General features: G+C 73.2%; 23 protein-coding genes and 1 pseudogene. 13 read left to right on the top strand and 11 right to left on the bottom strand.

Annotation, left to right across the window (positions count from 1 at the left end; translation table 11 throughout):
• Positions 1–5 precede the first annotated feature (5 nt).
• The 3 genes from ACZ7LK_RS06050 (at position 6) to ACZ7LK_RS06040 (ending at position 2,513) form a co-directional block, all read left to right on the top strand.
• Positions 6–530 (top strand): GNAT family N-acetyltransferase, encoded by a 525-nt coding sequence (locus ACZ7LK_RS06050; RefSeq protein WP_392272627.1) that lies wholly within the window; start codon positions 6–8, stop codon positions 528–530.
• Between the two features lie 165 nt (positions 531–695).
• Complete coding sequence (locus ACZ7LK_RS06045) at positions 696–1,547, top strand: NAD(P)H-binding protein (RefSeq protein WP_471138671.1); 852 nt, start codon at positions 696–698, stop codon at positions 1,545–1,547.
• A gap of 186 nt (positions 1,548–1,733) precedes the next feature.
• Entirely contained in the window at positions 1,734–2,513 is a 780-nt protein-coding gene (locus ACZ7LK_RS06040; RefSeq protein WP_392272629.1) for a Mut7-C RNAse domain-containing protein, read from the top strand.
• Here the strand turns inward: ACZ7LK_RS06040 and ACZ7LK_RS06035 are convergent.
• Positions 2,470–2,937 carry a MarR family winged helix-turn-helix transcriptional regulator gene (locus ACZ7LK_RS06035; protein ID WP_392272630.1) on the bottom strand — a complete coding sequence of 156 codons (468 nt, stop codon included), beginning with the start codon at positions 2,935–2,937 and terminating at the stop codon, positions 2,470–2,472. The two genes, ACZ7LK_RS06040 and ACZ7LK_RS06035, sit on opposite strands and share 44 nt — an antisense overlap.
• A 99-nt stretch (positions 2,938–3,036) precedes the next feature.
• Entirely contained in the window at positions 3,037–3,510 is a 474-nt protein-coding gene (locus tag ACZ7LK_RS06030) for a hypothetical protein (protein WP_471138668.1), read from the bottom strand.
• Between the two features lie 123 nt (positions 3,511–3,633).
• On the opposite strand from ACZ7LK_RS06030, the gene ACZ7LK_RS06025 reads away from it, so the two are divergent.
• A complete protein-coding gene (locus ACZ7LK_RS06025) occupies positions 3,634–4,446 on the top strand; it encodes an SDR family NAD(P)-dependent oxidoreductase (RefSeq protein WP_471138666.1) in 813 nt (270 codons plus the stop codon).
• Between the two features lie 65 nt (positions 4,447–4,511).
• Here ACZ7LK_RS06025 and ACZ7LK_RS06020 read toward each other — a convergent pair whose 3' ends face one another.
• Positions 4,512–5,705, bottom strand: a complete 1,194-nt coding sequence (locus ACZ7LK_RS06020; RefSeq protein ID WP_392272633.1) for an RtcB family protein — start codon at positions 5,703–5,705, stop codon at positions 4,512–4,514.
• Between the two features lie 231 nt (positions 5,706–5,936).
• Between ACZ7LK_RS06020 and ACZ7LK_RS06015 the strand changes: the two genes are divergently transcribed.
• The 3 genes from ACZ7LK_RS06015 to ACZ7LK_RS06005 all read left to right on the top strand — a co-directional run bounded on the left by ACZ7LK_RS06015 (position 5,937) and on the right by ACZ7LK_RS06005 (position 9,234).
• Positions 5,937–6,794 (top strand): DUF3558 domain-containing protein, encoded by an 858-nt coding sequence (locus ACZ7LK_RS06015; protein ID WP_471138663.1) that lies wholly within the window; start codon positions 5,937–5,939, stop codon positions 6,792–6,794.
• A 153-nt stretch (positions 6,795–6,947) separates the two neighbouring features.
• Positions 6,948–7,682, top strand: a complete 735-nt coding sequence (locus ACZ7LK_RS06010) for a DUF3558 domain-containing protein (protein WP_392272635.1) — start codon at positions 6,948–6,950, stop codon at positions 7,680–7,682.
• Positions 7,683–7,791: 109 nt separating this feature from the next.
• Positions 7,792–9,234, top strand: a complete 1,443-nt coding sequence (locus tag ACZ7LK_RS06005) for a DUF2637 domain-containing protein (protein ID WP_471138661.1) — start codon at positions 7,792–7,794, stop codon at positions 9,232–9,234.
• 86 nt (positions 9,235–9,320) lie between these two features.
• On the opposite strand, the gene ACZ7LK_RS06000 is transcribed toward ACZ7LK_RS06005, so the two are convergent.
• Both ACZ7LK_RS06000 and lysS read right to left on the bottom strand, forming a co-directional pair.
• Complete coding sequence (locus ACZ7LK_RS06000; protein ID WP_469464079.1) at positions 9,321–9,512, bottom strand: hypothetical protein; 192 nt, start codon at positions 9,510–9,512, stop codon at positions 9,321–9,323.
• A 145-nt stretch (positions 9,513–9,657) separates the two neighbouring features.
• Positions 9,658–11,400, bottom strand: coding sequence for a lysine--tRNA ligase (lysS, locus tag ACZ7LK_RS05995; protein ID WP_392272638.1), 1,743 nt, complete (start codon positions 11,398–11,400; stop codon positions 9,658–9,660).
• Between the two features lie 172 nt (positions 11,401–11,572).
• Here lysS and argS point away from each other — a divergent pair, with 172 nt between their 5' ends.
• The gene (argS, locus tag ACZ7LK_RS05990) at positions 11,573–13,330 is read left to right on the top strand and encodes an arginine--tRNA ligase (protein ID WP_392272639.1); all 1,758 of its coding nucleotides are present in this window, start codon (positions 11,573–11,575) and stop codon (positions 13,328–13,330) included.
• A gap of 57 nt (positions 13,331–13,387) precedes the next feature.
• On the opposite strand, the gene ACZ7LK_RS05985 is transcribed toward argS, so the two are convergent.
• A complete protein-coding gene (locus ACZ7LK_RS05985; protein WP_469464081.1) occupies positions 13,388–14,752 on the bottom strand; it encodes a helix-turn-helix domain-containing protein in 1,365 nt (454 codons plus the stop codon).
• A gap of 299 nt (positions 14,753–15,051) precedes the next feature.
• Here ACZ7LK_RS05985 and ACZ7LK_RS05980 point away from each other — a divergent pair, with 299 nt between their 5' ends.
• From ACZ7LK_RS05980 to ACZ7LK_RS05970, 3 genes are all read left to right on the top strand, one after another.
• A complete protein-coding gene (locus tag ACZ7LK_RS05980; RefSeq protein WP_471138658.1) occupies positions 15,052–15,774 on the top strand; it encodes a DUF4232 domain-containing protein in 723 nt (240 codons plus the stop codon).
• Between the two features lie 124 nt (positions 15,775–15,898).
• On the top strand, positions 15,899–16,678 hold the full coding sequence (locus ACZ7LK_RS05975) for a hypothetical protein (protein WP_471138656.1): 780 nt from the start codon (positions 15,899–15,901) through the stop codon (positions 16,676–16,678).
• Positions 16,679–16,710: 32 nt separating this feature from the next.
• Positions 16,711–17,439 (top strand): DUF4253 domain-containing protein, encoded by a 729-nt coding sequence (locus ACZ7LK_RS05970; protein WP_392272643.1) that lies wholly within the window; start codon positions 16,711–16,713, stop codon positions 17,437–17,439.
• 3 nt (positions 17,440–17,442) lie between these two features.
• Here ACZ7LK_RS05970 and hemB read toward each other — a convergent pair whose 3' ends face one another.
• Positions 17,443–18,441 (bottom strand): porphobilinogen synthase, encoded by a 999-nt coding sequence (gene hemB / locus ACZ7LK_RS05965; protein WP_392272644.1) that lies wholly within the window; start codon positions 18,439–18,441, stop codon positions 17,443–17,445.
• 81 nt (positions 18,442–18,522) lie between these two features.
• Between hemB and ACZ7LK_RS05960 the strand changes: the two are divergent.
• Together ACZ7LK_RS05960 and ACZ7LK_RS05955 are read left to right on the top strand one after the other, a co-directional pair.
• Positions 18,523–18,618, top strand: a pseudogene (locus ACZ7LK_RS05960) (transcriptional regulator); the annotation flags it as partial.
• Positions 18,615–18,872, top strand: coding sequence for a DUF397 domain-containing protein (locus tag ACZ7LK_RS05955; RefSeq protein WP_392272645.1), 258 nt, complete (start codon positions 18,615–18,617; stop codon positions 18,870–18,872). The pseudogene ACZ7LK_RS05960 and the gene ACZ7LK_RS05955, both read left to right, overlap by 4 nt.
• Positions 18,873–19,044: 172 nt before the next feature.
• Here the strand turns inward: ACZ7LK_RS05955 and ACZ7LK_RS05950 are convergent, their stop codons facing one another.
• The 4 genes from ACZ7LK_RS05950 to ACZ7LK_RS05935 are packed head-to-tail and all read right to left on the bottom strand — an operon-like array spanning position 19,045 to position 23,859.
• Positions 19,045–20,709: a bifunctional uroporphyrinogen-III C-methyltransferase/uroporphyrinogen-III synthase gene (locus ACZ7LK_RS05950; protein WP_392272646.1), complete on the bottom strand. Its 1,665-nt coding sequence runs from the start codon at positions 20,707–20,709 to the stop codon at positions 19,045–19,047.
• Positions 20,706–21,719 (bottom strand): hydroxymethylbilane synthase, encoded by a 1,014-nt coding sequence (gene hemC / locus ACZ7LK_RS05945; protein ID WP_392272647.1) that lies wholly within the window; start codon positions 21,717–21,719, stop codon positions 20,706–20,708. The genes ACZ7LK_RS05950 and hemC overlap by 4 nt, the downstream gene beginning before the upstream one ends.
• Positions 21,716–23,071: a glutamyl-tRNA reductase gene (locus tag ACZ7LK_RS05940; RefSeq protein ID WP_471138653.1), complete on the bottom strand. Its 1,356-nt coding sequence runs from the start codon at positions 23,069–23,071 to the stop codon at positions 21,716–21,718. Before ACZ7LK_RS05940 ends, hemC begins: the two co-directional genes overlap by 4 nt.
• On the bottom strand, positions 23,068–23,859 hold the full coding sequence (locus ACZ7LK_RS05935; RefSeq protein ID WP_469464084.1) for a redox-sensing transcriptional repressor Rex: 792 nt from the start codon (positions 23,857–23,859) through the stop codon (positions 23,068–23,070). Before ACZ7LK_RS05935 ends, ACZ7LK_RS05940 begins: the two co-directional genes overlap by 4 nt.
• Positions 23,860–24,110 lie beyond the last annotated feature (251 nt).

Genomic DNA, 24,110 nt, shown 5'->3' with positions numbered 1-24,110 from the left:
GCGGTATGACCGGTCACGGATCGCCGGTGCGGATCGAGGCGTGGACGGAGCGGGACCTCGACCTGCTGCGGGCCGTCAACGCGCCGGAGCTGATGGACCACCTCGGCGGGCCCGAGTCCGAGGAGAAGCTGGTCACCCGGCACCAGCGGTACGTGGACCTGAGCGCGGACCGGACCGGGGCGGGCCGGATGTTCCGGATCGTGCTGGAGCCGGAGGGCATCCCGGTCGGCGTCATCGGCTTCTGGGAGCAGACCTGGGACGGGACGCGGGTGTACGAGACCGGCTGGACCGTGCTGGGGGGCTTCCAGGGGCGGGGCGTCGCGACGGCGGCGACGTCGGCCGTGGTGGAGCGGGCCCGCGCGGCGCGCAAGCACCGGTACCTCCACGCCTTCCCGTCCGTGGACAACGGCGCGTCGAACGCCGTGTGCCGGAAGGCCGGATTCGAGCTGCTGGGCGAGCGCGACTTCGAGTACCCGCCCGGTCGTCCGCTGCGCACCTGCGACTGGCGGTTCGACCTCGAAGCCGCCTGACCGCGAGCGGCTGCGGGGCCGCGGCCGGGCAAAGGGTTTGACGGGGCGGCGCCTCCCTGCGCATATTTATCTGCGTCACGCAGATGCTGCGCTATACAGTTCCTTTGTCCAGCCCCTCGTGCGCCGTGCCCACGGCACCGCGCCCCTTTGGAAGGCACCTCCCCCATGACCGTCCTCGTCACCGGAAGCCGCGGCCGCGTCGGCTCCACCCTCCTCACGCTGCTGCACGACCGGGGCGTCCCGGTGCGGGCCGCCTCGGCCGGCCCGGCCGGCCTCGTCCTCCCCGCCGGCGTGGCGGCCGTGCGGTGCGACCTCCGCGACCCGGCGACGTTCCCCGCTGCGCTCGACGGGGTCGACTCCGTCTTCCTGTACGCCGAACCGAGCCATGCGGAGGCCTTCGCAGCCGAGGCCCGCGCCGCCGGCGTCCGGCACGTCGTCCTGCTCTCCTCCAGCGCGGTCCTGTCCCCCGACGCCGAGGTGAACCCCATCGGCGCCTCGCACCTCGCGGCCGAGCGCGCCCTGGCAGCCGCAGCCGCCGGCGGCGCGTTCGACGTGACGTTCCTCCGGCCGGGCGCGTTCGCGACCAACGCCCTCCAGTGGGCCCCGGCGATCACGTCGACCGGCGTCGTGGACCTGCCCCACCCGGAGGCCGTGGGCGACCCGATCCACGAGGAGGACGTGGCCGAGGTGGCGTACGCCGCCCTCACGGACGACCGGCTGCGCGGCTCCACCCTCGTCCTGACCGGGCCCGAGGCGCTCACGTTCACCGAGCAGTTGGAGGTCCTCGGGCGGGTCACGGGACGCGGGATCACCGTCCGTCCCGTGCCGCCGGAGGAGTGGAAGGCGTCGGTCGCCCAGTACGTCCCGGCGGAGTTCGCCGACGCGCTGCTGGACCACTGGAGCGCGTGCACGACCGGGCCCGTGGCGCTGACCCGGACGGTCGAGGAGGTGACCGGGCGGCCGGCCCGCACCTTCGCCCGCTGGGCGGCCGACCACGCCGACGCGTTCACCGGCTGAGCGCGGGGCGCGTCACGGCCGGGGGCGCGTCACGGGGGGCGCGACACGGCCGGGGGCGCGTCACGGGGGGCGCGTACGGCCGGGGGTGCGGACCCGACGGCGGCGCGGACCCGGCGGCGGCGCGGCGGGGACGGCCCGGCGGAAATGGCCTGGCTGGTCCGGCGCGCCCGGTGGCATGCTGACGACGTGAACGGACCGGAGATCCACATCAGTTTCGCGCCCGGCCTGGGCCTGTTCGTCGCCCCGGCGCGCCGTGACGGCCGCTCCGCCGTCGTCACCGACGGCGCCTCGACGCTCGGCCACGTCGTCGAGTCGCTCGGCGTGCCGCTCACCGAGGCGGGCGGGCTGCTGGTCGACGGCCGGCCGGTCACGCCCGCGCACGTCCCGGCGGCCGGCGAGGACGTCCGGGTGCTGGGCGTCGAACGCCCGCAGCCGGTACCGGGCGCGCCACTGCGGTTCCTCCTCGACGTACACCTGGGCACGCTGGCGCGCCGGTTGCGGCTGCTCGGCGTGGACGCGGCGTACGAGAGCGAGGACATCGGCGACCCGGCGCTGGCCGCGTGGTCGGCGCGGGAGCGGCGCGTGCTGCTGTCCCGCGACCGGGGCCTGCTGCGGCGCCGGGAGCTGTGGGCCGGGGCGTACGTCTACAGCGACCGCCCGGACGAGCAGGTGCGGGACGTGCTGGAGCGGTTCGCTCCGCCGCTGGCGCCCTGGACGCGGTGCACCGCCTGCAACGGGCCGCTGACGGAGGCCGACAAGGACGCGGTGCGCGGCCGGCTGGAGCAGGGCACGCAGCGTACGTACGACGTCTTCGCGCAGTGCACCGAGTGCGAGCGGGTGTACTGGCGCGGCGCGCACCACGCCCGGCTGGAGGCGATCGTCGAGGACGCCCTCCGCGAGTTCGGCGACGCGGACGCCCGGGTCAGTCCGTCTCCGCGCGCAGACGCCGGATCTGGGCGACACTGAACTCGGTGGTGCGCCGCATGTACGCGGCCAGAAAGGCCAGTTGCTCGTCGGTGTAGTCGTCGAACATCGCCGCCCAGGGTGCGTTCAGCCGCTCCCACACCGCGCCCAGCTCGGCCATCCGCTCGGGCACGGTGGTCACCAGCACCCGCCGCCGGTCGTGGACGTCCCGCTCGCGGGTGAGGTACCCGGCCCGTTCCAGCCGGTCGACCAGCCGGGTCGCGGACCCCGTGGTGAGCCCGGTCAGCTCGGCGACCCGCCCGGTGGTGACGGGCCCGGTCTCCAGTCCGAGCAGGCTCAGGCACTGCACGTCCGTGGGGTGCAGCCCCAGATGGTCGGCGAGGGCCTGGTTGAACAGCGCGTACGCGGCCATGTAGCGGCGGGCCTCGCCCGACATCTCGGCCATCAGCCGGTTCCTCTGCACCATGCAGAGAGTGTACGAAACAGGGACCGGCTCCCGGTCGCCGCACGCCGGAACGCGTACGCCCCGCGCGTACGCCCGGCCTCGGAACGCCTACGCCCGGCCTCAGAACACGTACGGGTCCCCGGTCGCCAGGACCAGCACCCGGTGGTCGTTGTCGGCGGGGTTCCGGTCGGTGGCGCCACCGTTCCACGCGGTCGCCACCCGTGCGGTCAGCTCCTCCGGCGTACCGGCCGTCCGCAAGCTCAGCACCGTCTCGCGCCGGGTGCCGTCCGCCCGCAGCGGCCCGGTGGCGCACAGCACCTCCCGCTCACCGCCCCATACGCACCCGGACGGCAGCGGGTGCCCCGCGGCCAGCGGCGCGGAGAAGACCAGCCGCACGGTCGAGTCCTCCAGCACGGACGGCCCGCGGTTCTCACTCAGCAGCACCACGTCGAGCCGCCCCTCCCAGAGCGAGACGTGGCCGTGGTGCGCCACGTCCGCCTCCGGGGCCGTCGTCCCCGCCGCACCGCCGACCGTGCCCACGGCCGCCGCCAGGGCGACGGACATCACCAGCAGACCCCTGCGCATCACCAACATGCCCTGAACATACCTATATGACCGGATTACCTTCGCCTCCCCCGCCGCCGGGGCGGCATCTTCGCGCCCGCCTATGCTGACCGCGTACCGGCCGTTCGATCACCCGCGCGAGGAGCACCGCACATGACCGCCGCCGACACGCCCGCCGCACCCGGCCCCGCCGACCCCGAGGGCGCCCTCCCCGTCGCCGTCGTCACCGGGGCGAGCAGCGGGATCGGCGCCGCCACGGCACGCCGGCTCGCCGAGGCCGGTCACCACGTGGTGCTGACCGCCCGTCGCGAGGACCGGGTCCAGGCCCTCGCCGCCGAGCTCACCGCGGCCGGCCACCGGGCCACGGCGTACGCCCTCGACGTCACCGACCGCCCGGCCGTGGACGCCTTCGCGGCGGCCCTCGGCCGCTTCCCCTCCGTCGACGTCCTCGTCAACAACGCGGGCGGCGCCCTCGGCGCCGACCCGGTGGCCACCGGCGACCCCGCCGACTGGCGCCGGATGTACGAGGTCAACGTGATCGGCACCCTGCACATGACGCAGGCCCTGCTCCCCGCCCTCACCGCGAGCGGCGCCGGCACGGTGGTCGTCGTCTCCTCCACCGCCGGCCACGGCACCTACGAGGGCGGCGCCGGCTACGTGGCCGCCAAGAACGGCGCGCGCGTCCTCGCCGAGACCCTCCGCCTCGAAATCGTCGGCACCCCGGTCCGCGTCATCGAGGTCGCGCCCGGCATGGTCAAGACCGACGAGTTCGCCACCACCCGCTTCCGCGGCGACACCGAGAAGGCCGCCAAGGTCTACGCCGGCGTCCCCGACCCGCTGTCCGCCGACGACGTCGCCGACACCATCACCTGGGCGGTCACCCGCCCCCCGCACGTCAACATCGACCTCCTGGTCGTCCGCCCCCGCGCCCAGGCCTCCAACACCAAGGTCCACCGCGAGGCCTGAGCACCGCCGGCACGACGGAGGGCCTCGGCGCCAACCCGCCGGGGCCCTCCGCGTCCGGGCGCGCGTCAGCCCTTCACGCACACCACCTGCTTGAGCTTCGCCACGACCTCCACCAGGTCGCGCTGCTGCTCGATGACCTTCTCGATCGGCTTGTACGCGCCCGGGATCTCGTCCACCACGCCGGAGTCCTTCCGGCACTCCACGCCCCGTGTCTGGTCCTCCAGGTCCCGCGTCGAGAACCGCCGCTTCGCCGCGCTGCGGCTCATCTTCCGGCCCGCGCCGTGCGAGGCCGAGTTGAACGACGCCGCGTTGCCGAGGCCCTTGACGATGTACGAGCCGGTGCCCATCGAGCCCGGGATGATCCCGAAGTCACCGGAGCCCGCCCGGATCGCGCCCTTGCGTGTGACCAGCAGGTCCATCCCGTCGTACCGCTCCTCCGCCACGTAGTTGTGGTGGCAGGAGATGACCCGGTCGAAGGTCACCCTCGCCTTCTTGAACTCCTTGCGGATGACGTCCTGGAAGAGCGCCATCATGATGGCGCGGTTGTACTTCGCGTACTCCTGCGCCCAGAACAGGTCGTTGCGGTACGCCGCCATCTGCGGGGTGTCGGCGACGAAGACCGCGAGGTCACGATCGACCAGCCCCTGGTTGTGCGGCAGCTTCCGCGCCTCGCCGATGTGGTACTCGGCCAGCTCCTTGCCGATGTTCCGGGACCCCGAGTGCAGCATCAGCCAGACGGCTCCCGACTCGTCGACACAGACCTCGATGAAGTGGTTCCCCGAGCCCAGCGAACCCATCTGCTTCGCCGCCCGGTCCCGGCGGAACCGCACCGCGTCCGCCACGTTGTCGAACCGCGACCAGAAGTCGTCCCAGCCCGCCGTCGGGAAGCCGTGCAGCCGGCCGGGGTCGACCATGTCGTCGTGCATGCCGCGCCCGACGGGGATGGCCTGCTCGATCTTCGAGCGCAGCCGCGAGAGGTCACCGGGCAGGTCGTTGGCCGTCAGCGACGTCTTCACCGCCGACATGCCGCAGCCGATGTCCACCCCGACCGCCGCCGGGCAGACCGCCCCGTGCATCGCGATCACCGAGCCGACCGTCGCGCCCTTGCCGTAGTGCACGTCCGGCATCACGGCCAGGCCCTTGATCCACGGCAGGGTGGCGACGTTGTGCAGCTGGCGCATGGCCCCGTCCTCCACCGTCGAAGGATCGGTCCACATCCGGATCGGGACCTGCGCCCCGGGCACCTCTACGTACGACATGATTCCTCAATTCCCCCGAAAACTCCGAAAGCGCAAAAACCGGCTCCAAGGTCCGCGAAAGAGACAGCGGACCGGCATCGACGGCGGCGCGTGCGATACACATTGTGTCCATCGACCGGCGGCGAGCGGCAACCCGTTTTCCCCGCTCGGGCCGGTACGGACCCGCGCTGACGTGCGGGGACGTACCGGGACGCGCAGGACAGGGCAGCAGAGCGAAAGGAGCCCGGGACCGTGCAGCGAAGGGCGTACGTATCCGGTGTGGCCGCACTCCTCGCGGCGCTCACCGCCGGCGTCACCGGCCTGACCGGATGCAGCGCCGGCTCCGGGCCGGACGGCTCCACCCCCGACTCCAAGGCGGGCGGCTCCTCCGGCGGCCCCGTCCGGCCGGGCAAGTACCGCACCCTCCTCGAACCGTGCGGCTCCGTCCAGCGCGCCACGCTCAAGGACCTGCTGCCCGGCGCCGCCCAGTTGCCCGAGGAGCAGCGCGAGCGGGCCTACCGCGGCACCGCCGCCGTCACGTATGACACCGACCGCCGCGCCGGGTGCAGTTGGAAGACCGACGGCCCGGACGCCTCCCACCAGCTCACCGTCGACTTCGAGCGCGTCGTCTCCTACGACCCGACCGTCAGCGACGACGACCGCGCCCAGCAGGTGTACGTGGGCAAGGAGGCCGCCGCCGGTCTCGCCGCGCCCTCCGCCACGCTCTCCGCCGCGCCCGCCGCCGGCACGGCCCGGCGGACCCCGCCCGCCACCGCCGCCCCCGGCGCCACCGCCGTCCCGGCCCCGAAGACGACGGCCCGCCCGTCCGCCGCCGCGCCCACCGCCACCGGGAGCCCCGCGGCCGAGGGCCTGGAACCGCGCGTGCTGGCCGACCTGGCCGACGCGGCGTTCCTCGACGACGTGCTCACCCGCGCCGGTTCGACTGCCCAGCACCGCACCGTGAGCGTGGTGTTCCGCACATCGAACGTCATCGTGACCATCCGGTACGGCGAGCAGCCCGCTCGCGTCACCGAGGTGCCGGACAGCAAGGAACTCCAGGAGAAAGCCCAGGGTCTGGCCCGGAACCTCGCCGAGAGCTTCGAGGAGTAGCCGGCCCGCGGCGGGTCCCCGGGCCACCCGTCGGCCGGCCCTCCGCCGCGGCCGGACACCCCCGCGCACGCACCGAATCGGGCTACCGTGTCGGGACCGCAGCACCGCAGACCGCAGCACCGCCGGACCGTACGACAAGCGACTGAAGGAACCATGCACCGATCAGCCCCGCGACTCACCCGCATACTCGCCTGCGCAGCCGTACCGGTGATGCTCGTCGTCGCCGGTTGCTCGTCGGACTCCGACAGCAAGGGCGGCACGGGCGGCACGACCGCGCAGTCGCCGTCCGCCGCCTCCTCGCCGCAGGCCGCCGCGAAGCCCAAGCCGAGCGTCGCGCCGCCGAAGTACACGACGCTGCCCGACGCCTGCAAGGCGATCACCGGGAAGACCGTCGAGGACCTCGTGCCGGAGGTGAAGAACGAGAAGGGCACGCCCGGCAAGTCCAGCGACACCGACAGCCGGGGGAGCTGCGCGTGGAACGGCCTGGACGACAAGGGCGTCAAGGGCTCGCAGTACCGCTGGCTGGACATCTCGCTGCTGCGGTACGAGTCCGACCCGACGCTCGGCAGCGGTGAGCAGCGCGCCCAGGCGAACTACACCAAGGAGGTCGCCAAGGTGAAGGCGACCCAGGGCGCCACCGCCGTCAAGACCTCCCCGGCCGCGGGCGTCGGCAACGAGTCGACGGCCGTCAGCTACGGCCTGAAGAAGACGGGGGAGGACTTCAAGTACGCGGCGATCGTGACCCGTACGGAGAACGTCCTCATCACCGTCTCCTACAACGGCGCCGGTTACGCGGGCGCCACGACCCCCACCCCGTCGGACCTGATGGAGGACGCGGTCAAGGCCTCCAAGGAGGCGGTGGCCGCGGTCGCGGCGGCCAACAAGTAGCCCTCGTCCCCGCGCGGCTCACGGAGCCCGGACCTCCCCCGAGGTCCGGGCTCCGAACGCGTGTGCCAGGCTTTCCCCGCTCGAACACATCAAGGGGAGGGGATCGCGGGTGGCCGCGATGCAACTGACACGCACCCACCGCATACTCATCGGCGTCGTCATCACCGGTGCGGTGATCATCGCCGGTATCGGTTTCGCCGGTTCGTACGCGGCGGTGCGCGAGCTCGCCGTCAAGAAGGGCTTCGGCGACTTCTCGCTCGTGTTCCCCATCGGCATCGACGCCGGCATCTGCGTCCTGCTCGCCCTGGACCTGCTGCTGACGTGGCTGCGCATCCCGTTCCCCCTGCTGCGCCAGACGGCGTGGCTGCTGACCGCCGCGACGATCGCCTTCAACGGCGCGGCCTCCTGGCCGGATCCGCTCGGCGTCGGCATGCACGCCGTGATCCCGGTGCTGTTCGTGGTGGCGGTGGAGGCCGCGCGGCACGCGATCGGCCGGATCGCCGACATCACGGCCGACAAGCACATGGAGGGCGTACGCCTCACCCGGTGGCTGCTGTCCCCGGTGCCCACCTTCCGGCTCTGGCGCCGGATGAAGCTGTGGGAGCTGCGCTCCTACGAGCAGGTCATCAAGCTGGAGCAGGACCGGCTGATCTACCAGGCGCGCCTCCAGGCCCGCTTCGGCCGCGCCTGGCGCCGCAAGGCCCCGGTGGAGGCGCTGATGCCGCTGCGGCTGGCCCGGTACGGCGTGCCGCTCGCCGAGACGGCCCCGGCGGGCCTGGCGGCGGCGGGCATCGAGCCGGTCCTGCTGCCGCCCCGCCCGGTCGTCGAGCAGGCGAAGGGCACGCCCGAGCTGGAGCTGCCCCAGAACGGCGCGGCCGACGAGCGGGACCAGCCGCCCGCCCACGACCACCCGGGGCCCGCCGTGGACACCCGGCCCGAGCCCGGCCCCCGCCCCGGCGCCGGGACGCCGGCCCCGGACCCCGAGCCCCGGCCCGGGCCCGCACCGGCGCCCGTACCCCAGCCGCAGCCCGGGCCCCAGCCGTCCCCGGAACCGGCCCCGGAGCCGGAGCCCCCGCTCCCCGGCAACCACGAGAGCCCCTGGTTCGCCGCGCCGCAGCTCCCGCAGGACGCCCACGGACGCGCCTACGGCCCCGCCCCCGCTCCCGCCTTCGCCGAGGGCCGGGACGAACCCGCCGGCAGCGGTGCCGCCGACGGCAACGGCAGCGACGGCGGTCACGGGGACACCGACGGCCACGGCGGGCGGCCCGCGCCGGCCCCCCTTCCGGCCGGGTACGGTCCCGGGGCCGCCGAGCAGGCACCGCCCGCCCCGTTCGCCGACCCGGAGGCCGAGGAGTTCAGCCGCCTCGCGTACCCGGTGTTCAAGCAGTACGTCGACGAGAACAGCGACTGGCCGAGCGTGGAGGCCCTCGACATCCACCTCGCCGACGCCTACGGCATCCGCCACCCGCTCAGCGCGGTCCTGCTGCGCCGTCTGCTGCCCGACTTCAAGGACCACTACCAGGCGGAGCTCGCCGCCGACCACATCGCCTGACCCACCCGGCCCGGCCGCCCGCACCCGCCCCGGCGGCCCGCGCCGGGGCCTGCGCCGCGGCCCGCGCCCACCCGCCGGCGCCGGGCTCAGCGCCCGGCGCCGCCCTTCGCCGTCTCCCCGTACACCGCGAGGACCGCGCCGAGGACGGCGATCACCGCGTACCCGGCCGTGGGGATCTCCCACCACTGGTGGAGCAGTCCCCACGGCTCGTCCCCGAAGGTCCCTCCCGCGAACCCGAGCACGCCCTGGATGCCGGCCACCCAACCGATGATTGCCACGATCTCCCTCATGGCTCCACGGTCCCGCGCCCGCCGCCCGGAATCGTCCTGCGTCCGGTGGAGACGGGGGTCGTCCGAAGGGTGCAGAAACGCCCGGAGGGCTCCCACCCGCGGGTGGGAGCCCTCCGTCGGTTCCGCGGCGCGGTTACGCGCCGAGCAGCTTGCGCACCCGGTCGGCGCCCACCGCCAGCAGCAGCGTGGGCAGTCGCGGGCCGGTGTCCCGGCCCACCAGCAGCCGGTAGAGCAGGGCGAAGAAGGTGCGCTGGGCGACCTTCAGCTCCGGCGTCGGCTTCGCCTCCGGGGCGAGCCCGGCCATCACCTTCGGCACGCCGTAGACCAGCGTGGTCAGCCCGTCCAGCGACCAGTGGCTGTCCAGGCCCTCCAGCAGCAGGCGCAGCGACTCGCGCCCCTCGTCGTCCAGCGAGCCCAGCAGCTCGGTGTCGGGCTCGGAGCGGACGATGGTGCGCTGCTCGGCCGGGACCTGGGTGGAGATCCAGTTCTCGGCGCGGTCCAGCCGCGGCCGGGCCTCGTCGAGGGAGGACAGCGGGTTCGCCGGGTCCAGCTCGCTGAGGATGCGCAGCGTCTGCTCGTCGTGCCCCGCGGTGATGTCGACGACCGAGGCGAGCGTCCGGTACGGCAGCGGGCGCGGCGTGCGCGGCAGCTCACCGGCGGCGGTGCGCACCGCGCGGGAGTGCGCGGCGGCGTCGGCCGGCAGCACGCTGCCGTCGGCGACCTTGGCCTCCAGCTTGTCCCACTCGTCGTACAGCCGCTGGATCTCCTGGTCGAAGGCGATCTTGAAGGCCTGGTTGGGCTTGCGGCGCGCGTACAGCCAGCGCAGCAGCGGCGCCTCCATGATCTGGAGCGCGTCGGCCGGGGTCGGCACGCCGCCCTTGGAGGACGACATCTTCGCCATGCCGGAGATGCCGACGAACGCGTACATCGGGCCGATCGGCTGGACGCCGTCGAACACCTCGCGCACGATCTGCCCACCCACGACGAACGACGAGCCGGGCGAGGAGTGGTCCACACCGCTGGGCTCGAAGATCACGCCCTCGTACGCCCAGCGCATCGGCCAGTCGACCTTCCAGACCAGCTTGCCGCGGTTGAACTCGCTCAGCTTCACCGTCTCGGCGAAGCCGCAGGCGCAGCCGTAGGCCATCTCGGTCGTCTCGTCGTCGTACGAGGTGACCGTGGTCAGGTCCTTGCCGCACTGCCCGCAGTAGGGCTTGTACGGGAAGTAGCCCCCGGCGCCGCCGGAGCCGTCGTCCTCGCTCGCCGCGCCGGAGCCCTCGGCGGCCTCCAGCTCGGCCTCGTCGACCGGCTTCTGCTGCTGCTTCTTCGGCTTGCCGGTCGCCTTGTCCTTGGTCCGGTACCGGTCGAGGACCGCGTCGATCGCCCCCCGGTGCCGCATCGCGTGCAGGATCTGCTCGCGGTACGCGCCGGAGGTGTACTGCTCGGTCTGGCTGATGCCGTCGTACTCGACGCCCAGCTCGGCCAGCGACTCGATCATCCCGGCCTTGAAGTGCTCCGCCCAGTTCGGGTGCGCGGAACCGGCCGGGGCGGGGACGGAGGTCAGCGGCTTGCCGATGTGCTCGCCCCAGGACTCGTCCACGCCCGGGATACCGGCCGGCACCTTGCGGTAGCGGTCGTAGTCGTCCCAGGAGATCAGGTGACGGCACTCGTGCCCCCGGCGCCGGATCTCGTCGGCGACCAGGTGCGGGGTCATGACCTCACGGAGGTTGCCCAGGTGGATGGGGCCGGAGGGCGACAGGCCGGAGGCGACCACGACCGGTTTCCCAGGCGCACGTCGCTCCGATTCGGCGATGACCTCGTCCGCGAAACGGGAGACCCAGTCGGTCTCGGTGCTGCTCTGAGCCACGATCGGCACGTCCTTGATTGCTTGGGATTCTCGAAGGCTGGCGTAAGACATTCTCCCAGACGGAACAACGTCCCCCGAGGTTGTCCACAGGCCGGGCAAAGCCCCGACAAAGAGCTTGCGGACCCGTGGGACACTTGACAACCGGAATAGGCATTCACCACCACGACAGGAACGGAAGCTCATGGCCTCGGTCCCTTCCCTCGCTTCGACCGTGCAGCAGCGCCTCGCGGACGCCCTCTCGGCAGCCCTGCCGGAGGCCGGCTCCGCCGACCCGCTGCTGCGACGAAGCGACCGGGCCGACTTCCAGGCCAACGGCATCCTGGCGCTGGCCAAGAAGCTCAAGGGCAACCCGCGCGAGCTGGCCGCCAAGGTCGTCGAGGCCCTCCCCACCGAGGACCTCCTCCAGGACATCGAGGTCTCCGGCCCCGGCTTCCTCAACATCACCGTCACCGACCGGGCGATCACCGAGACCCTCGCCGCCCGCGCCGCGGACGACCGCCTGGGCGTCCCGTTCGCCGCGAGCGCCGGCACGACGGTCATCGACTACGCCCAGCCGAACGTGGCGAAGGAGATGCACGTCGGCCACCTCCGGTCCGCCGTCATCGGCGACGCCATGGTGAAGATCTTGGAGTTCGCGGGCGAGAAGGTGATCCGCCGCCACCACATCGGCGACTGGGGCACCCAGTTCGGCATGCTCATCCAGTACCTGATGGAGCACCCGCACGAGCTGGACCACAAGGACGCCGACGTCTCCGGCGAGGAGGCGATGAGCAACCTCAACCGCCTCTACAAGGCGGCCCGCGCGCTCTTCGACTCCGACGAGGAGTTCAAGGCCCGCTCCCGCGACCGCGTGGTGGCCCTCCAGTCCGGCGACGAGGAGACCCTCGCGCTGTGGCAGCGGTTCGTCGACGAGTCGAAGATCTACTTCTACTCGGTCTTCAACAAGCTGGACATGGACATCGACGACCCGGACGTGGTCGGCGAGTCCGGGTACAACGACATGCTCGACGAGACGTGCCGCCTGCTGGAGGAGTCCGGCGTCGCGGTGCGCTCGGAGGGCGCCCTGTGCGTCTTCTTCGACGACGTCAAGGGCCCGGACGGCAACCCGGTCCCGCTGATCGTCAAGAAGTCCAACGGCGGTTACGGCTACGCGGCCACCGACCTGTCCGCGATCCGCGACCGCGTCCAGAAGCTGGGCGCCGACACCCTGGTGTACGTCGTGGACGCCCGCCAGTCGCTGCACTTCAAGATGGTCTTCGAGACCGCCCGCCGGGCCGGCTGGCTGAACGACCGGGTGCACGCCGTGCAGCTCGCCTTCGGCACGGTCCTCGGCAAGGACGGCAAGCCGTTCAAGACCCGTGAGGGCGAGACGGTCCGGCTGGTCGACCTGCTGGACGAGGCGATCGACCGGGCGGCGACCGTGGTGCGCGAGAAGGCCCAGGACCTGACCGAGGACGAGATCGCCGAGCGCGCGGCCCAGGTCGGCATCGGCGCCATCAAGTACGCGGACCTGTCCACGTCCGCGTCCCGCGACTACAAGTTCGACCTGGACCAGATGGTGTCCCTCAACGGCGACACCTCGGTGTACCTCCAGTACGCGTACGCCCGGATCAGGTCGATCCTCCGCAAGGCCGGCGACGCCCGGCCCGCCGCCCACCCGGAGGTCGCCCTGGCCCCGGCCGAGCGCGCGCTGGGCCTGCACCTGGACCAGTTCGCCGAGACGCTGGCCGAGGTGGCCGCCTCCTACGAGCCGCACAAGCTGGCCGCGTACCTGTACCAGCTCGCCTCGCACTACACGGCCTTCTACTCGGAGTGCCCGGTCCTCAAGGCGGACACCGCCGAGCAGGTCGAGAACCGTCTGTTCCTGTGCGACCTCACGGCCCGCACGCTCCACCAGGGCATGGCGCTGCTCGGCATCCGCACCCCCGAGCGCCTCTGACCGGCCCGCGACCGGTCGCCGCGCCCCACGGCGCGGCGACCGCGACGGCCGGGCCCCTCAGCCCTCGTCGGGGACGTGCGGGAGCCACCCGCTGCCGCCCAGCGGGTAGTCGTAGACCGGCCGCCCGGTGACGGCGCTCGTGGCGAACGGCCGGCCGTTGTCGTCGATCCGCAGCGTGCCCCGCCGGCCCCCGCTGCTCCACTCCAGCTCCAGGTACCAGCGCACGGCGTGCGCCGCCGTGTGCGCGGTGACCCGCAGCAGTTGGGGATCGCTCGCGCTCACCTTGTACGGGAAGTCCCCCGCCGGGATCTCCCGGTCGCCCTGCCGCCCCGCGACGGGCACGGCCCGCGGGCGGGCCACGTCCAGGTTGACGTCGAAGCTCTGCGGGGTCATGTCGCCGCCGCACCCGACGCCCATGGTGTACGCGTTCCAGGGCAGCGGCTCCTCCTTCCCGACCACCCGGACGTGCAGGTCGTGGAGCACCACCGCCTCCTCTCCGGTCCCCTGGAAGGCCAGTTCCATCAGCATGTCGCCGCCGGGCGCGCCGCCCAGGGCGGTCACCCAGCCCCGGGCGTCCTGCTCCGAGGGCGGCGGCGGGACCTGCGTGGGCGGGCGGTCCACCACGTACACCTGACCGCACGGGTCGAGCCAGGTGTACGGGCGTACGTCGACGCTCAGCGGTACGGCACCGGACCGCCGTGCGGGCGTGGCCGCCCCCGGGGACGCGGCCACCGGCGGCGCGGCCGTGCCGGCGGCCGGGGCGGAGGGCGACGGCACCGCGGAGGCGCCCGGGCGCGGACCGGTGCCCTGGCTCACGGATGGGCTCGCGGAGCCGGACGGGTGGCGGGCGGGCACGGTCGCCGCGGGACGGCCGGCCGGGCCCGCCGCGGCGTCGCCGTCCTTCGGGGCCTCGGGGTCGCGGCCGATGGCGAGCGCGGTGGACGCGGCCAGCACGACGACCGCCGCCGCCGCGCCCACCAGCCGGACCCGTCGCCGGGAGCGGCGGCTGCGTACCTCCTCGGCGGCCGGGGGCGGGAGCACGGCCTCCGGCTCGGCGCCCCGACCCTCACCGGGCCCCTCCTCCGTACCGTCCCCCGCCTTCTTCTCCCCCGGCCCGTCCCCCGGCACCGCCGCGGCCCCGGCCGCCGACTCGCCCGCCGCCGGGGCCCGCCCCCGGCGGCGGGCGTCATCGGCGACGATCCAGCGCCGGTGCAGCGCCACCGTCTCGTCCCGGGTCGCCCCGCACAGCCGGGCGAGCCGCTCCACGGGGGCGAACTCGGTGGGCACGGCGTCCCCGTTGCAGTAGCGGTGCAGCGTCGAGGTGCTCAGGTGCGCCCGCTTGGCGAGCGCGCCGTAACTGAGCCCGGAGCGCTCCTTCAGCCCGCGCAACACCTCCGCGAAGCCTTCCGTCTCGGTCCCCACCCAGCCGTCCCTCCACCGCACCCCGTCCCGGAACCGCGTTCCAGGCGCCTCACATACCCACTGGTCAGAGCCGTTTCAGCATTCCAGCTTCCCTCATTGTCCCGTGCCGATTGCCCCTGGATCACGCCGCCCGGCACGGTGTGTCCGGCACCACCGGAGAGGGGAGCGCCGATGCGGCCCCACCGCCGCCTCCACCTCGTCGACGCCTGTGCCCTCGGCGTACTCATCGCCTGCACGGCCGTCGTCATCGTCCTGATCGACCGTCACTGACCCACGCCTACGGGGGAGACCGAACCACCATGCGCACCTTCCGCACCCGCACCACCGCCGCCGCGACCGCCCTCCTGGCCGCGCTGTCGCTCACCGCCTGCCAGAACGACGGCCCCACCGCCACCCCCGCCCCCGCGTCCTCCGCCGCACCGGCGACCGCGACCCCCGACCGGCCGGCCGGTGGCGGCACCGCCGGCACGCCCACCGCCCACCCCACCGGCACCGCGCCGGACCCGGCCCGGTCGCCCGCCAAGAGCCCCGGGAAGGGCTCCTCCACCGGCGGACAGCAGGGTGCGGGCACCACGGGCCCGTCCGGCGACGCCCCGGTCACCGAGCCGTGCGGGACCGCCGTCAAGGTCATGTACACCCCCGTGAGCCGTCCCCTGAACCACGCGCTGCTCACGCTGACCAACACCGGCTCCCGGCCGTGCGACGCGTACCACGCGCCACTGCTCCGCTTCGACGACGGGCAGTCCGTCACCACCGTCAACGAGGGCAGCAAGCCGCAGGCGGTCGTCACCCTCGCCCCCGGCAAGTCCGCCTACGCCTCGATCACGCTCGCCGCCGCCGACGGGAGCGGCGCCGAGGGGCGAACGGCCCACGAGCTGAGGGTGCACTTCGCCCCGCGCAGCGGCGAAGGCTCCACGGACGCCGCCCCGGCCGTGATCGCGCTGCCCTCCGGCACGTACACCGACAGCTCCACCAACGTCACCTACTGGCAGCACTCCATGGACGACGCGCTCATGTACTGAACCACCCCACCGCAATGAGCCACCTGTAACCCCCCTGCCCCCATGCGCCCCCGTTCGCACCCAGCGCCGGGGGCGCCGGGCGGGACAGGATGCCCTGCGCCCACCCGTCCGGCAGGAGGACCGCATGCAGGGCATGACCGGCTTCGACGACATCTACGACCGCCCCGACCCGCGCGCCTACTTCACCCGCCTCGCGCCCCTGGCGTACGAGATCCCCCACCACGCCCAGGCCGTCTTCCGCCGCACCGTCGCTGAACGCGCCGACCCCGGCCTCACCGTGCTCGACCTGTGCTGCTCGTACGGCATCAACGCCGCGCTGCTCAACCACGACCTGTCCCTGGCCGACCTCTACGCGCACTACACGAGCGCCGGGGTCAGGCACCTGACGACCGCCGAACTCATCGAACACGACAAGGAGTTCTACGCCGCCAGGCGCCGCCCCGACGCCGTCCGCGTGGTCGGCCTCGACATCGCCTGCGGCGCCCTCGACTACGCCCGGTCGGTCGGCCTCCTCGACGCCGTCCACCCCGACAACCTGGAGGAGCACGCCCCCTCCCCGGCCCTGGCGGCGGCGATGGCGGACGTCGGACTCATCACGCTCACCGGCGGCGGGACCTTCCTCAGTCGCCGCACCTTCACCGCGCTGCTCGAATGCGCCGGACAGCCGGTGTGGGTGAGCGCCTTCATCCTCCGCACGATGCCGTACGCCCCCATCGCGTCCTGCCTGGCGGACTTCGGCCTCACCACCCGCTCCGACCCCGAACGCACCTATCCGCAGCGTCTCTTCACCGGCGCCCAGGAGCGGCGCGCCGCCGTCTCCGCCGTACGCCTCGCGGGTGCGGACCCCACCGGCCGGGAAACGGACGGCCGTTACCACGCCGTCCTGTACGAGTCCCGTCCCTGAGCATTGTCAGTGGCGGCGCCTAAGGTCGTTCCATGGTCATCAACCCGAACGCGCTGGGCCTGGACCTGCCGCCCGGCACCCTGCGCGTCCAGCCGTCGCTCTGGTACGCGGACGAGCCCGCCACGCCCGACACCTGGGCCCGTCTCCTGCCCGCCCGGGAAGCCGCCGGCCTGCAACCGGTGCTGCTCACCGACACCCAGTACTTCCACGCGAGCCAGGTGGCCGACCCCGACGACCACGACCCCGCCACGACCCTGACCGACCTGTGGCACGAGCTGTCCGAGGACGACGAGGACCTCGCCGCCCTCGCGCCCTTCTCCACCACCTGGCCCGGGCTGGCCCCGCCCGGCGAGGGCGGCACCGACCCGGACGACACCGCCGCCCGCGTCACCGCCGAGCTCACCGGCGCCGACGACTGGCTGGAGGGCCCGCGCGGCGCCCTGGTCCCGGCCCGCCGCGGCGCGGACGTCCCGGCCGTCCTCGGCTGGGGCGGCGCCTCCAACCACGCGGACGCCGTCCAGCTCTCCACCGTCCTGCGCTCCTGGGAGGACCGGTTCGGCATACGGCTGGTCGGCCTGGGCCACGACCTGCTCACCGTCTCGGTCGCCGCCCCGCCCCGCACCCTGTCCGACGCCCTGGCCGTGGCCGCGGAGCACTACGCGCTCTGCCCCGACAACGTCTGGGACGGCTACGAAACCCTGCGCGCCTACGCCGCCGAGGAGGTGCTCGACCGCCAGGACTGGACCTTCTGGTGGGACTAGGTACTAGACCCTTCCGAGCCGCTGGGCGACCTCGGTCGCCCAGTAGGTGAGGATCATCTGCGCGCCCGCCCGCTTGATGCCGGTCAGGGACTCCAGGATCGCCTTGTCCCGCTCGATCCAGCCCTTCTCCGCGGCGGCCTCGATCATCGCGTACTCACCACTGATCTGGTACGCCGCGACCGGCACGTCCACCGCGTCCGCGACCTTCGCCAGCACGTCCAGGTAGGGCCCGGCCGGCTTGACCATCACCATGTCGGCGCCCTCCTCCAGGTCGAGCGCCAGCTCCCGCATCGACTCCCGCTGGTTGGCCGCGTCCTGCTGGTACGTCTTGCGGTCGCCCTTCAGCGACGAGCCGACCGCCTCGCGGAAGGGGCCGTAGAACGCCGAGGCGTACTTCGCCGTGTAGGCGAGCACCGCCACGTCCTCCTTGCCGATGGTGTCCAGGGCGTCCCGGATCACCCCGACCTGGCCGTCCATCATCCCGCTGGGGCCCACCACATGGACGCCCGCGTCGGCCTGGACCTGCGCCATCTCGGCGTACCGCTCCAGGGTGGCGTCGTTGTCGACGCGCCCCTCGGCGTCCAGCACACCGCAGTGCCCGTGATCGGTGTACTCGTCGAGGCACAGATCGGACATGACGACGAGCTCATCGCCGACTTCGGCCCGCACGTCCCGGATGGCCACCTGGAGAATGCCGTCCGGATCGGTCCCGGCCGTACCGGCCGCGTCCTTCTTCGCGTCCTCCGGCACCCCGAAGAGCATGATCCCGGAGACCCCGGCCTCGACCGCCTCCACGGCGGCCTTCCGCAGGGTGTCCCGGGTGTGCTGCACCACGCCGGGCATCGCCGAGATCGGCACCGGCTCGCTCACGCCCTCCCGCACGAACGCGGGCAGGATCAGGTCGGCCGGGTGCAGCCGCGTCTCCGCGACCATCCGCCGCATCACGGGCGTCGTCCGCAGCCGCCGCGGCCGCGAACCGGGGAAGGATCCGTACGAAGTCATACGCCCACGCTACGCCCGCCCCACCCCTGCTCTTGCCGACACCCTGCCGGAGCGCGCACCGCCACTTCGGAAACAACAGCCCTCGACATCCGTTACGGAGCCATCCGCGCGCAGGCTCTCAGCCCACGGGAGTCGTTGGTCTTCATCGAGAAAGTACTGGGAGAGACAAGGACATGACGCTCAAGCCGTCCAAGGCCAGGGCCGCAGCGGAGTGGATAAAGAGCAGCTACAGCACGGCTGATGGCCCCGACTGCATCGAAGTGGCCTGGATCAAGAGCAGCTACAGCACCGACGACGGCCCCGACTGCGTCGAGGTCGCGGCCATGACGGACCGGATCCTCGTCCGCGACTGCAAGAACCCCACCGGCCCCCGCCTCACCCTCGCGCCCACCGCCTGGGCGGCCTTCCTGCCGTACGCGTCCGGGCGCTGACGCACTCCGCACGCCCGCGGCCGCCCCCGGCTGATCGGGGTGCGGGCCGAGTCCGCGTTCAGTCGGTGACGGGGGCGGTCTCCGACCGCCTCCGGCACACGCCGACGGGGTGGAGCGCACCCATTTGGATGCCCTCCACCCCGAAACCGATCAGGAGCCGACGAGGATCCGGTCAGGTCGTACGCCTCCGCCGCGCGCCCGGGCGCCGCTCGCTCGGCCGGGTGACCGGGTCACCGGCCTCCAGGGCGGCCGCCCGGCGCCGGAGCCCGAACTCGGCGAGCGCCTCCGCGAGCTTGTGCACGGACGGTTCGGGCGACAGCACGTCCACCCGCAGCCCGTGCTCCTCCGCCGTCTTGGCGGTGGCGGGCCCGATGCAGGCGATGACGGTCACGTTGTGCGGCTTGCCGGCGATGCCCACCAGGTTCCGCACGGTCGACGACGACGTGAACAGCACGGCGTCGAAGCCACCGCCCTTGATGGCCTCCCGCGTCTCGGCCGGCGGCGGCGACGCGCGCACGGTCCGGTAGGCGGTGACGTCGTCGACCTCCCACCCGAGCTCGATGAGACCGGCCACCAGCGTCTCGGTGGCGATGTCGGCCCGCGGCAGGAAGACCCGGTCGATCGGGTCGAAGACGGGGTCGTACGGGGGCCAGTCCTCCAGCAGTCCGGCCGCCGACTGCTCGCCGCTCGGCACGAGGTCCGGCTTCACACCGAACTCGACCAGCGCGGCGGCGGTCTGCTCGCCCACCGCGGCGACCTTGATCCCGGCGAAGGCGCGGGCGTCGAGCCCGTACTCCTCGAACTTCTCCCGCACCGCCTTGACCGCGTTGACCGAGGTGAAGGCGATCCACTCGTACCGCCCGGTGACGAGCCCCTTGACGGCCCGCTCCATCTGCTGCGGCGTGCGCGGCGGCTCGACGGCGATGGTGGGGACCTCGCTCGGCACGGCGCCGTAGGAGCGGAGCTGGTCGGAGAGCGACGCCGCCTGCTCCTTGGTGCGCGGTACGAGGACCTTCCAGCCGAACAGCGGCTTGGACTCGAACCACGCGAGCTGGTCGCGCTGGGCGGCGGCACTGCGCTCACCGACCACGGCTATGACGGGCTGGTGACCGTCCGGCGACGGCAGCACCTTCGCCTGCTTGAGCACCTGCGCGATGGAGCCGAGCGTCGCGGACCACGTACGCTGCCGGGTCGTCGTGCCGGCCACCGTCACGGTCAGCGGGGTGTCGGGCTTACGGCCCGCCGACACCAGCTCACCGGCCGCGGCGGCCACGGAGTCCAGCGACGTCGACACGACCACCGTGCCGTCCGACGCCCCCACCTCCGCCCAGCACCGCTCACTCGCGGTCCGCGCGTCCACGAAGCGCACGTCCGCGCCCTGCGCGTCCCGCAGCGGCACACCCGCGTAGGCGGGCACGCCGACGGCGGCGGCGACACCGGGGACGACCTCGAAGGGGATGCCCTCGGCGGCGCAGGCGAGCATCTCGGCGCCCGCGTCGCCGTCGAGCCCGGGGTCGCCGCTGACCGCACGGACGACCCGCTTGCCGCCCCGCGCGGCCTCCATGACAAGATTGGTCGCATCCCTCAACACGGGGACCCCGGCGGCCATTGACGCCTCGTCAACGACCGCCAGCTCCGGCGTGCTCACGCCCGCCCGGGCATGGCCGCGTACGACGTCGAGCACATGCGGCTCGGCGATGAGGACGTCAGCGCCCGACAGGGCCTCGACGGCGCGCAGTGTCAGCAGCCCCGGATCTCCGGGCCCCGCGCCCAGGAACGTGACGTGCCCGCACGCGGAGAACGCGGAGGAAGCCTTGGATGCAGTGATGGGGCTCAAAGTGCTCGCTCCCCCATAAGACCGGCCGCACCCTTGGCGAGCATCTCGGACGCGAGCTCGCGACCGAGCGCGACAGCGTCGCCGTGCGACGTGGGTACGGGACCGGTGGTGGACAACTGCACCAGCGTGGAGCCGTCGGTCGTGCCGACGACGCCCCGCAGGCGCATCTCATGAACAACCTGCCCATCGGCCTGGGGGTCCCCCCACTCGAGCGGAGCCGAGAGTGGGAGAAGGTCGGCCAGGGCACCCACGGGTGCGCTGCAGCCGGCCTCCAGGGCGGCGAGCAGGGACCGCTCGGCGGTCACGGCGGCCCGGGTGTACGGGTCGTCGAGCTCGGCGAGCGCGGCGGCGAGGCCGGCGTCGGCCGCCGTGCACTCGACCGCCAGGGCTCCCTGGCCGGGAGCGGGCAGAACGGTGTCGACCGACAGGAAGTCGGTGACCTCGTCACCCCGTCCGATGCGGTTGAGCCCGGCGGCGGCGAGTACCACCGCGTCGAGCTCCCCGTTGCGGACGTAGCCGATGCGCGTGTCGACGTTCCCCCGGATGGCGACGCACTCGATCTCCATGCCGTGGGCGCGGGCGTACGCGTTGAGCTGCGCCATGCGCCGCGGCGAGCCGGTGCCCACGCGGGCTCCGGCCGGAAGCTCTTCGAACCGCAGGCCGTCCCGGGCGACGAGCACGTCGCGCGGGTCCTCGCGCCGCGGGATGGCGGCGAGCACGAGGTCGTCGGGCTGCGCGGTGGGCAGGTCCTTCAGCGAGTGCACCGCGAAGTCGACCTCGCCGGCGAGCAGCGCGTCGCGCAGCGCCGTGACGAAGACGCCGGTGCCGCCGATCTGCGCGAGGTTCTCGCGGGAGGTGTCACCGTACGTGGTGATCTCCACGAGCTCCACGGGGCGCCCGGTCAGCCGCCCGACCGCGTCGGCGACGTGCCCGGACTGGGCCATGGCGAGCTTGCTGCGCCTGGTCCCGAGCCGCAAAGCCCTCTCGGTCTGCTGGGCCCTCTCGGTCATACTCGCCCTCGGTTCTTGTGATCGGCGTCGTTCACGTCGGCCCGGCTGACGGAGGCGACCGTCTCCGGGTCGAGGTCGAAGAGTGTGCGCAGCGCGTCCGCGTACCCGGCGCCGCCGGGCTCGCTGGCGAGCTGCTTGACCCGTACAGTCGGCGCGTGGAGGAGCTTGTCCACGACGCGGCGCACGGTCTGGGTGATCTCGGCGCGCTGCTTGTCGTCGAGGCCGGGCAGCCGCCCTTCGAGCCGGGTCATCTCCCCCGCGACGACGTCGGCGGCCATGGTGCGCAGCGCGACGACGGTGGGGGTGATGTGCGCGGCGCGCTGGGCGGCGCCGAAGGCGGCGACCTCGTCGGCGACGATGCCGCGCACCTGGTCCACGTCGGCGGCCATCGGCGCGTCGGCCGAGGCGTCGGCGAGCGACTCGATGTCGACGAGCCGGACGCCGGCGATCCGGTGCGCGGCGGCGTCGATGTCGCGGGGCATGGCGAGGTCGAGCAGCGCCAGCGGCGCGGTGCGGCCGGCCATCGCGCTCTCGACGGCGACGCCCGTCAGGACCAGCCCGGTGGCGCCGGTGCAGGACACGACCATGTCCGCACGTGTCAGTTCTTCGCTGACGGCGGTCATGGACACCGCGCTCGCGGCCACGCCGGTGCCGCCGGGCTCGGTGAGGATCTGTACGAGCCGTTCGGCGCGCTCCGGGGTCCGGTTGGCGACGACGATCTCGCCGACCCCGGCCCGCGCGAGCGTGGCGGCCGCCAGCGAGGACATCGAGCCGGCGCCGATGACGAGCGCCCGCTTGCCCTCGGCCCAGGCGGCGACGTCGCCGCCGGCGGCGAGCTGCTCCAGCCCGAAGGTGACGAGCGACTGGCCGGCCCGGTCGATCCCGGTCTCGGTGTGGGCCCGCTTGCCGACCCGCAGCGCCTGCTGGAAGAGGTCGTTCAGCAGCCGCCCGGCGGTGTGGAGCTCCTGGCCGCGCGCGAGGGCGTCCTTGATCTGCCCGAGGATCTGGCCCTCGCCGACAACCATGGAGTCGAGCCCGCAGGCCACCGAGAACAGGTGGTGGACGGCGCGGTCCTCGTAGTGCACGTACAGGTAGGGGGTGAGCTCCTCGAGCCCGACCCCGCTGTGCTGGGCGAGCAGGGTGGACAGCTCGGCGACGCCCGCGTGGAACTTGTCCACGTCGGCGTACAGCTCGATGCGGTTGCAGGTGGCCAGGACGGCGGCCTCGGTGGCCGGTTCGGCGGCGAGGGTGTCCTGGAGCAGCTTGGCGCGCGTGTCGGCGTCGAGGGAGGCCCGCTCCAGCACGCTGACGGGGGCGCTGCGGTGGCTGAGACCGACGACGAGGAGGCTCATGCCGGCATCACGGCGGGCATGTCCCCGTCAGGTCCCTTCCGGCTCTCGGCCTCGGCGGCGGCGGCCGCCGCGGCGGCGTCGCGCACGGCGGGCGGCAGGACCGCCTCGGCGCCCGCGCCGGGTTCCTCGCCGGCCTTGCGCTGCTCGTGGAAGGCGAGGATCTGGAGCTCGATGGAGAGGTCGACCTTGCGCACGTCCACGCCGTCCGGGACGGAGAGCACGGTGGGCGCGAAGTTCAGGATGGAGGTGACGCCCGCGGCCACGAGCCGGTCGCAGACCTGCTGGGCGGCGCCGGCGGGCGTGGCGATGACACCGATGGAGACGCCGTTCTCGTCGACGATCTTCTCGAGGTCGTCGATGAACTGGACGGGCATGCCGGCGACCGGCCTGCCGACCATCGAGGGGTCGGCGTCGATCAGCGCGGCGACACGGAAGCCCCGGGAGGCGAACCCGCCGTAGTTGGCGAGGGCGGCGCCGAGGTTACCGATGCCGACCATCACGATCGGCCAGTCCTGGGTGAGCCCGAGCTCGCGGGAGATCTGGTAGACGAGGTACTCGACGTCGTAGCCCACGCCACGGGTCCCGTACGAGCCGAGGTACGAGAAGTCCTTGCGCAGCTTCGCGGAGTTGACCCCCGCCGCTGCCGCGAGCTCCTCGGAGGAGACCGTGGGTACGGAGCGCTCCGACAGTGCGGTGAGCGCCCGCAGGTACAGCGGAAGCCTGGCGACGGTGGCCTCGGGGATTCCTCGGCTACGGGTCGCCGGTCGGTGTGTTCGGCCAGTTGCCACGGTGCTCCTGCGGGATGAGCGGGGCTGTAGGCGGCCATACGTACCAAGACCGCCCCGTCGACAGCAGGCTATGTCTTTGTGAACGCGTGCACAAAGATGGTGTCCATTTTGTCCGGGCAAAGTGACCGGGCTCACGCGAACCGATCGCGCCATCCCGGAACCGGGGCGCGCCTCGGTCCGTTCACGTGCCGAAGGGGACAAAGCGGTACACACTCCTCATGACCACGCCCCCGAAGCGCAACAAAACGCTC

The organism is Streptomyces sp. NPDC039423 (genome assembly GCF_055598725.1).
This window is presented reverse-complemented; position numbering and strand designations above follow the sequence as displayed.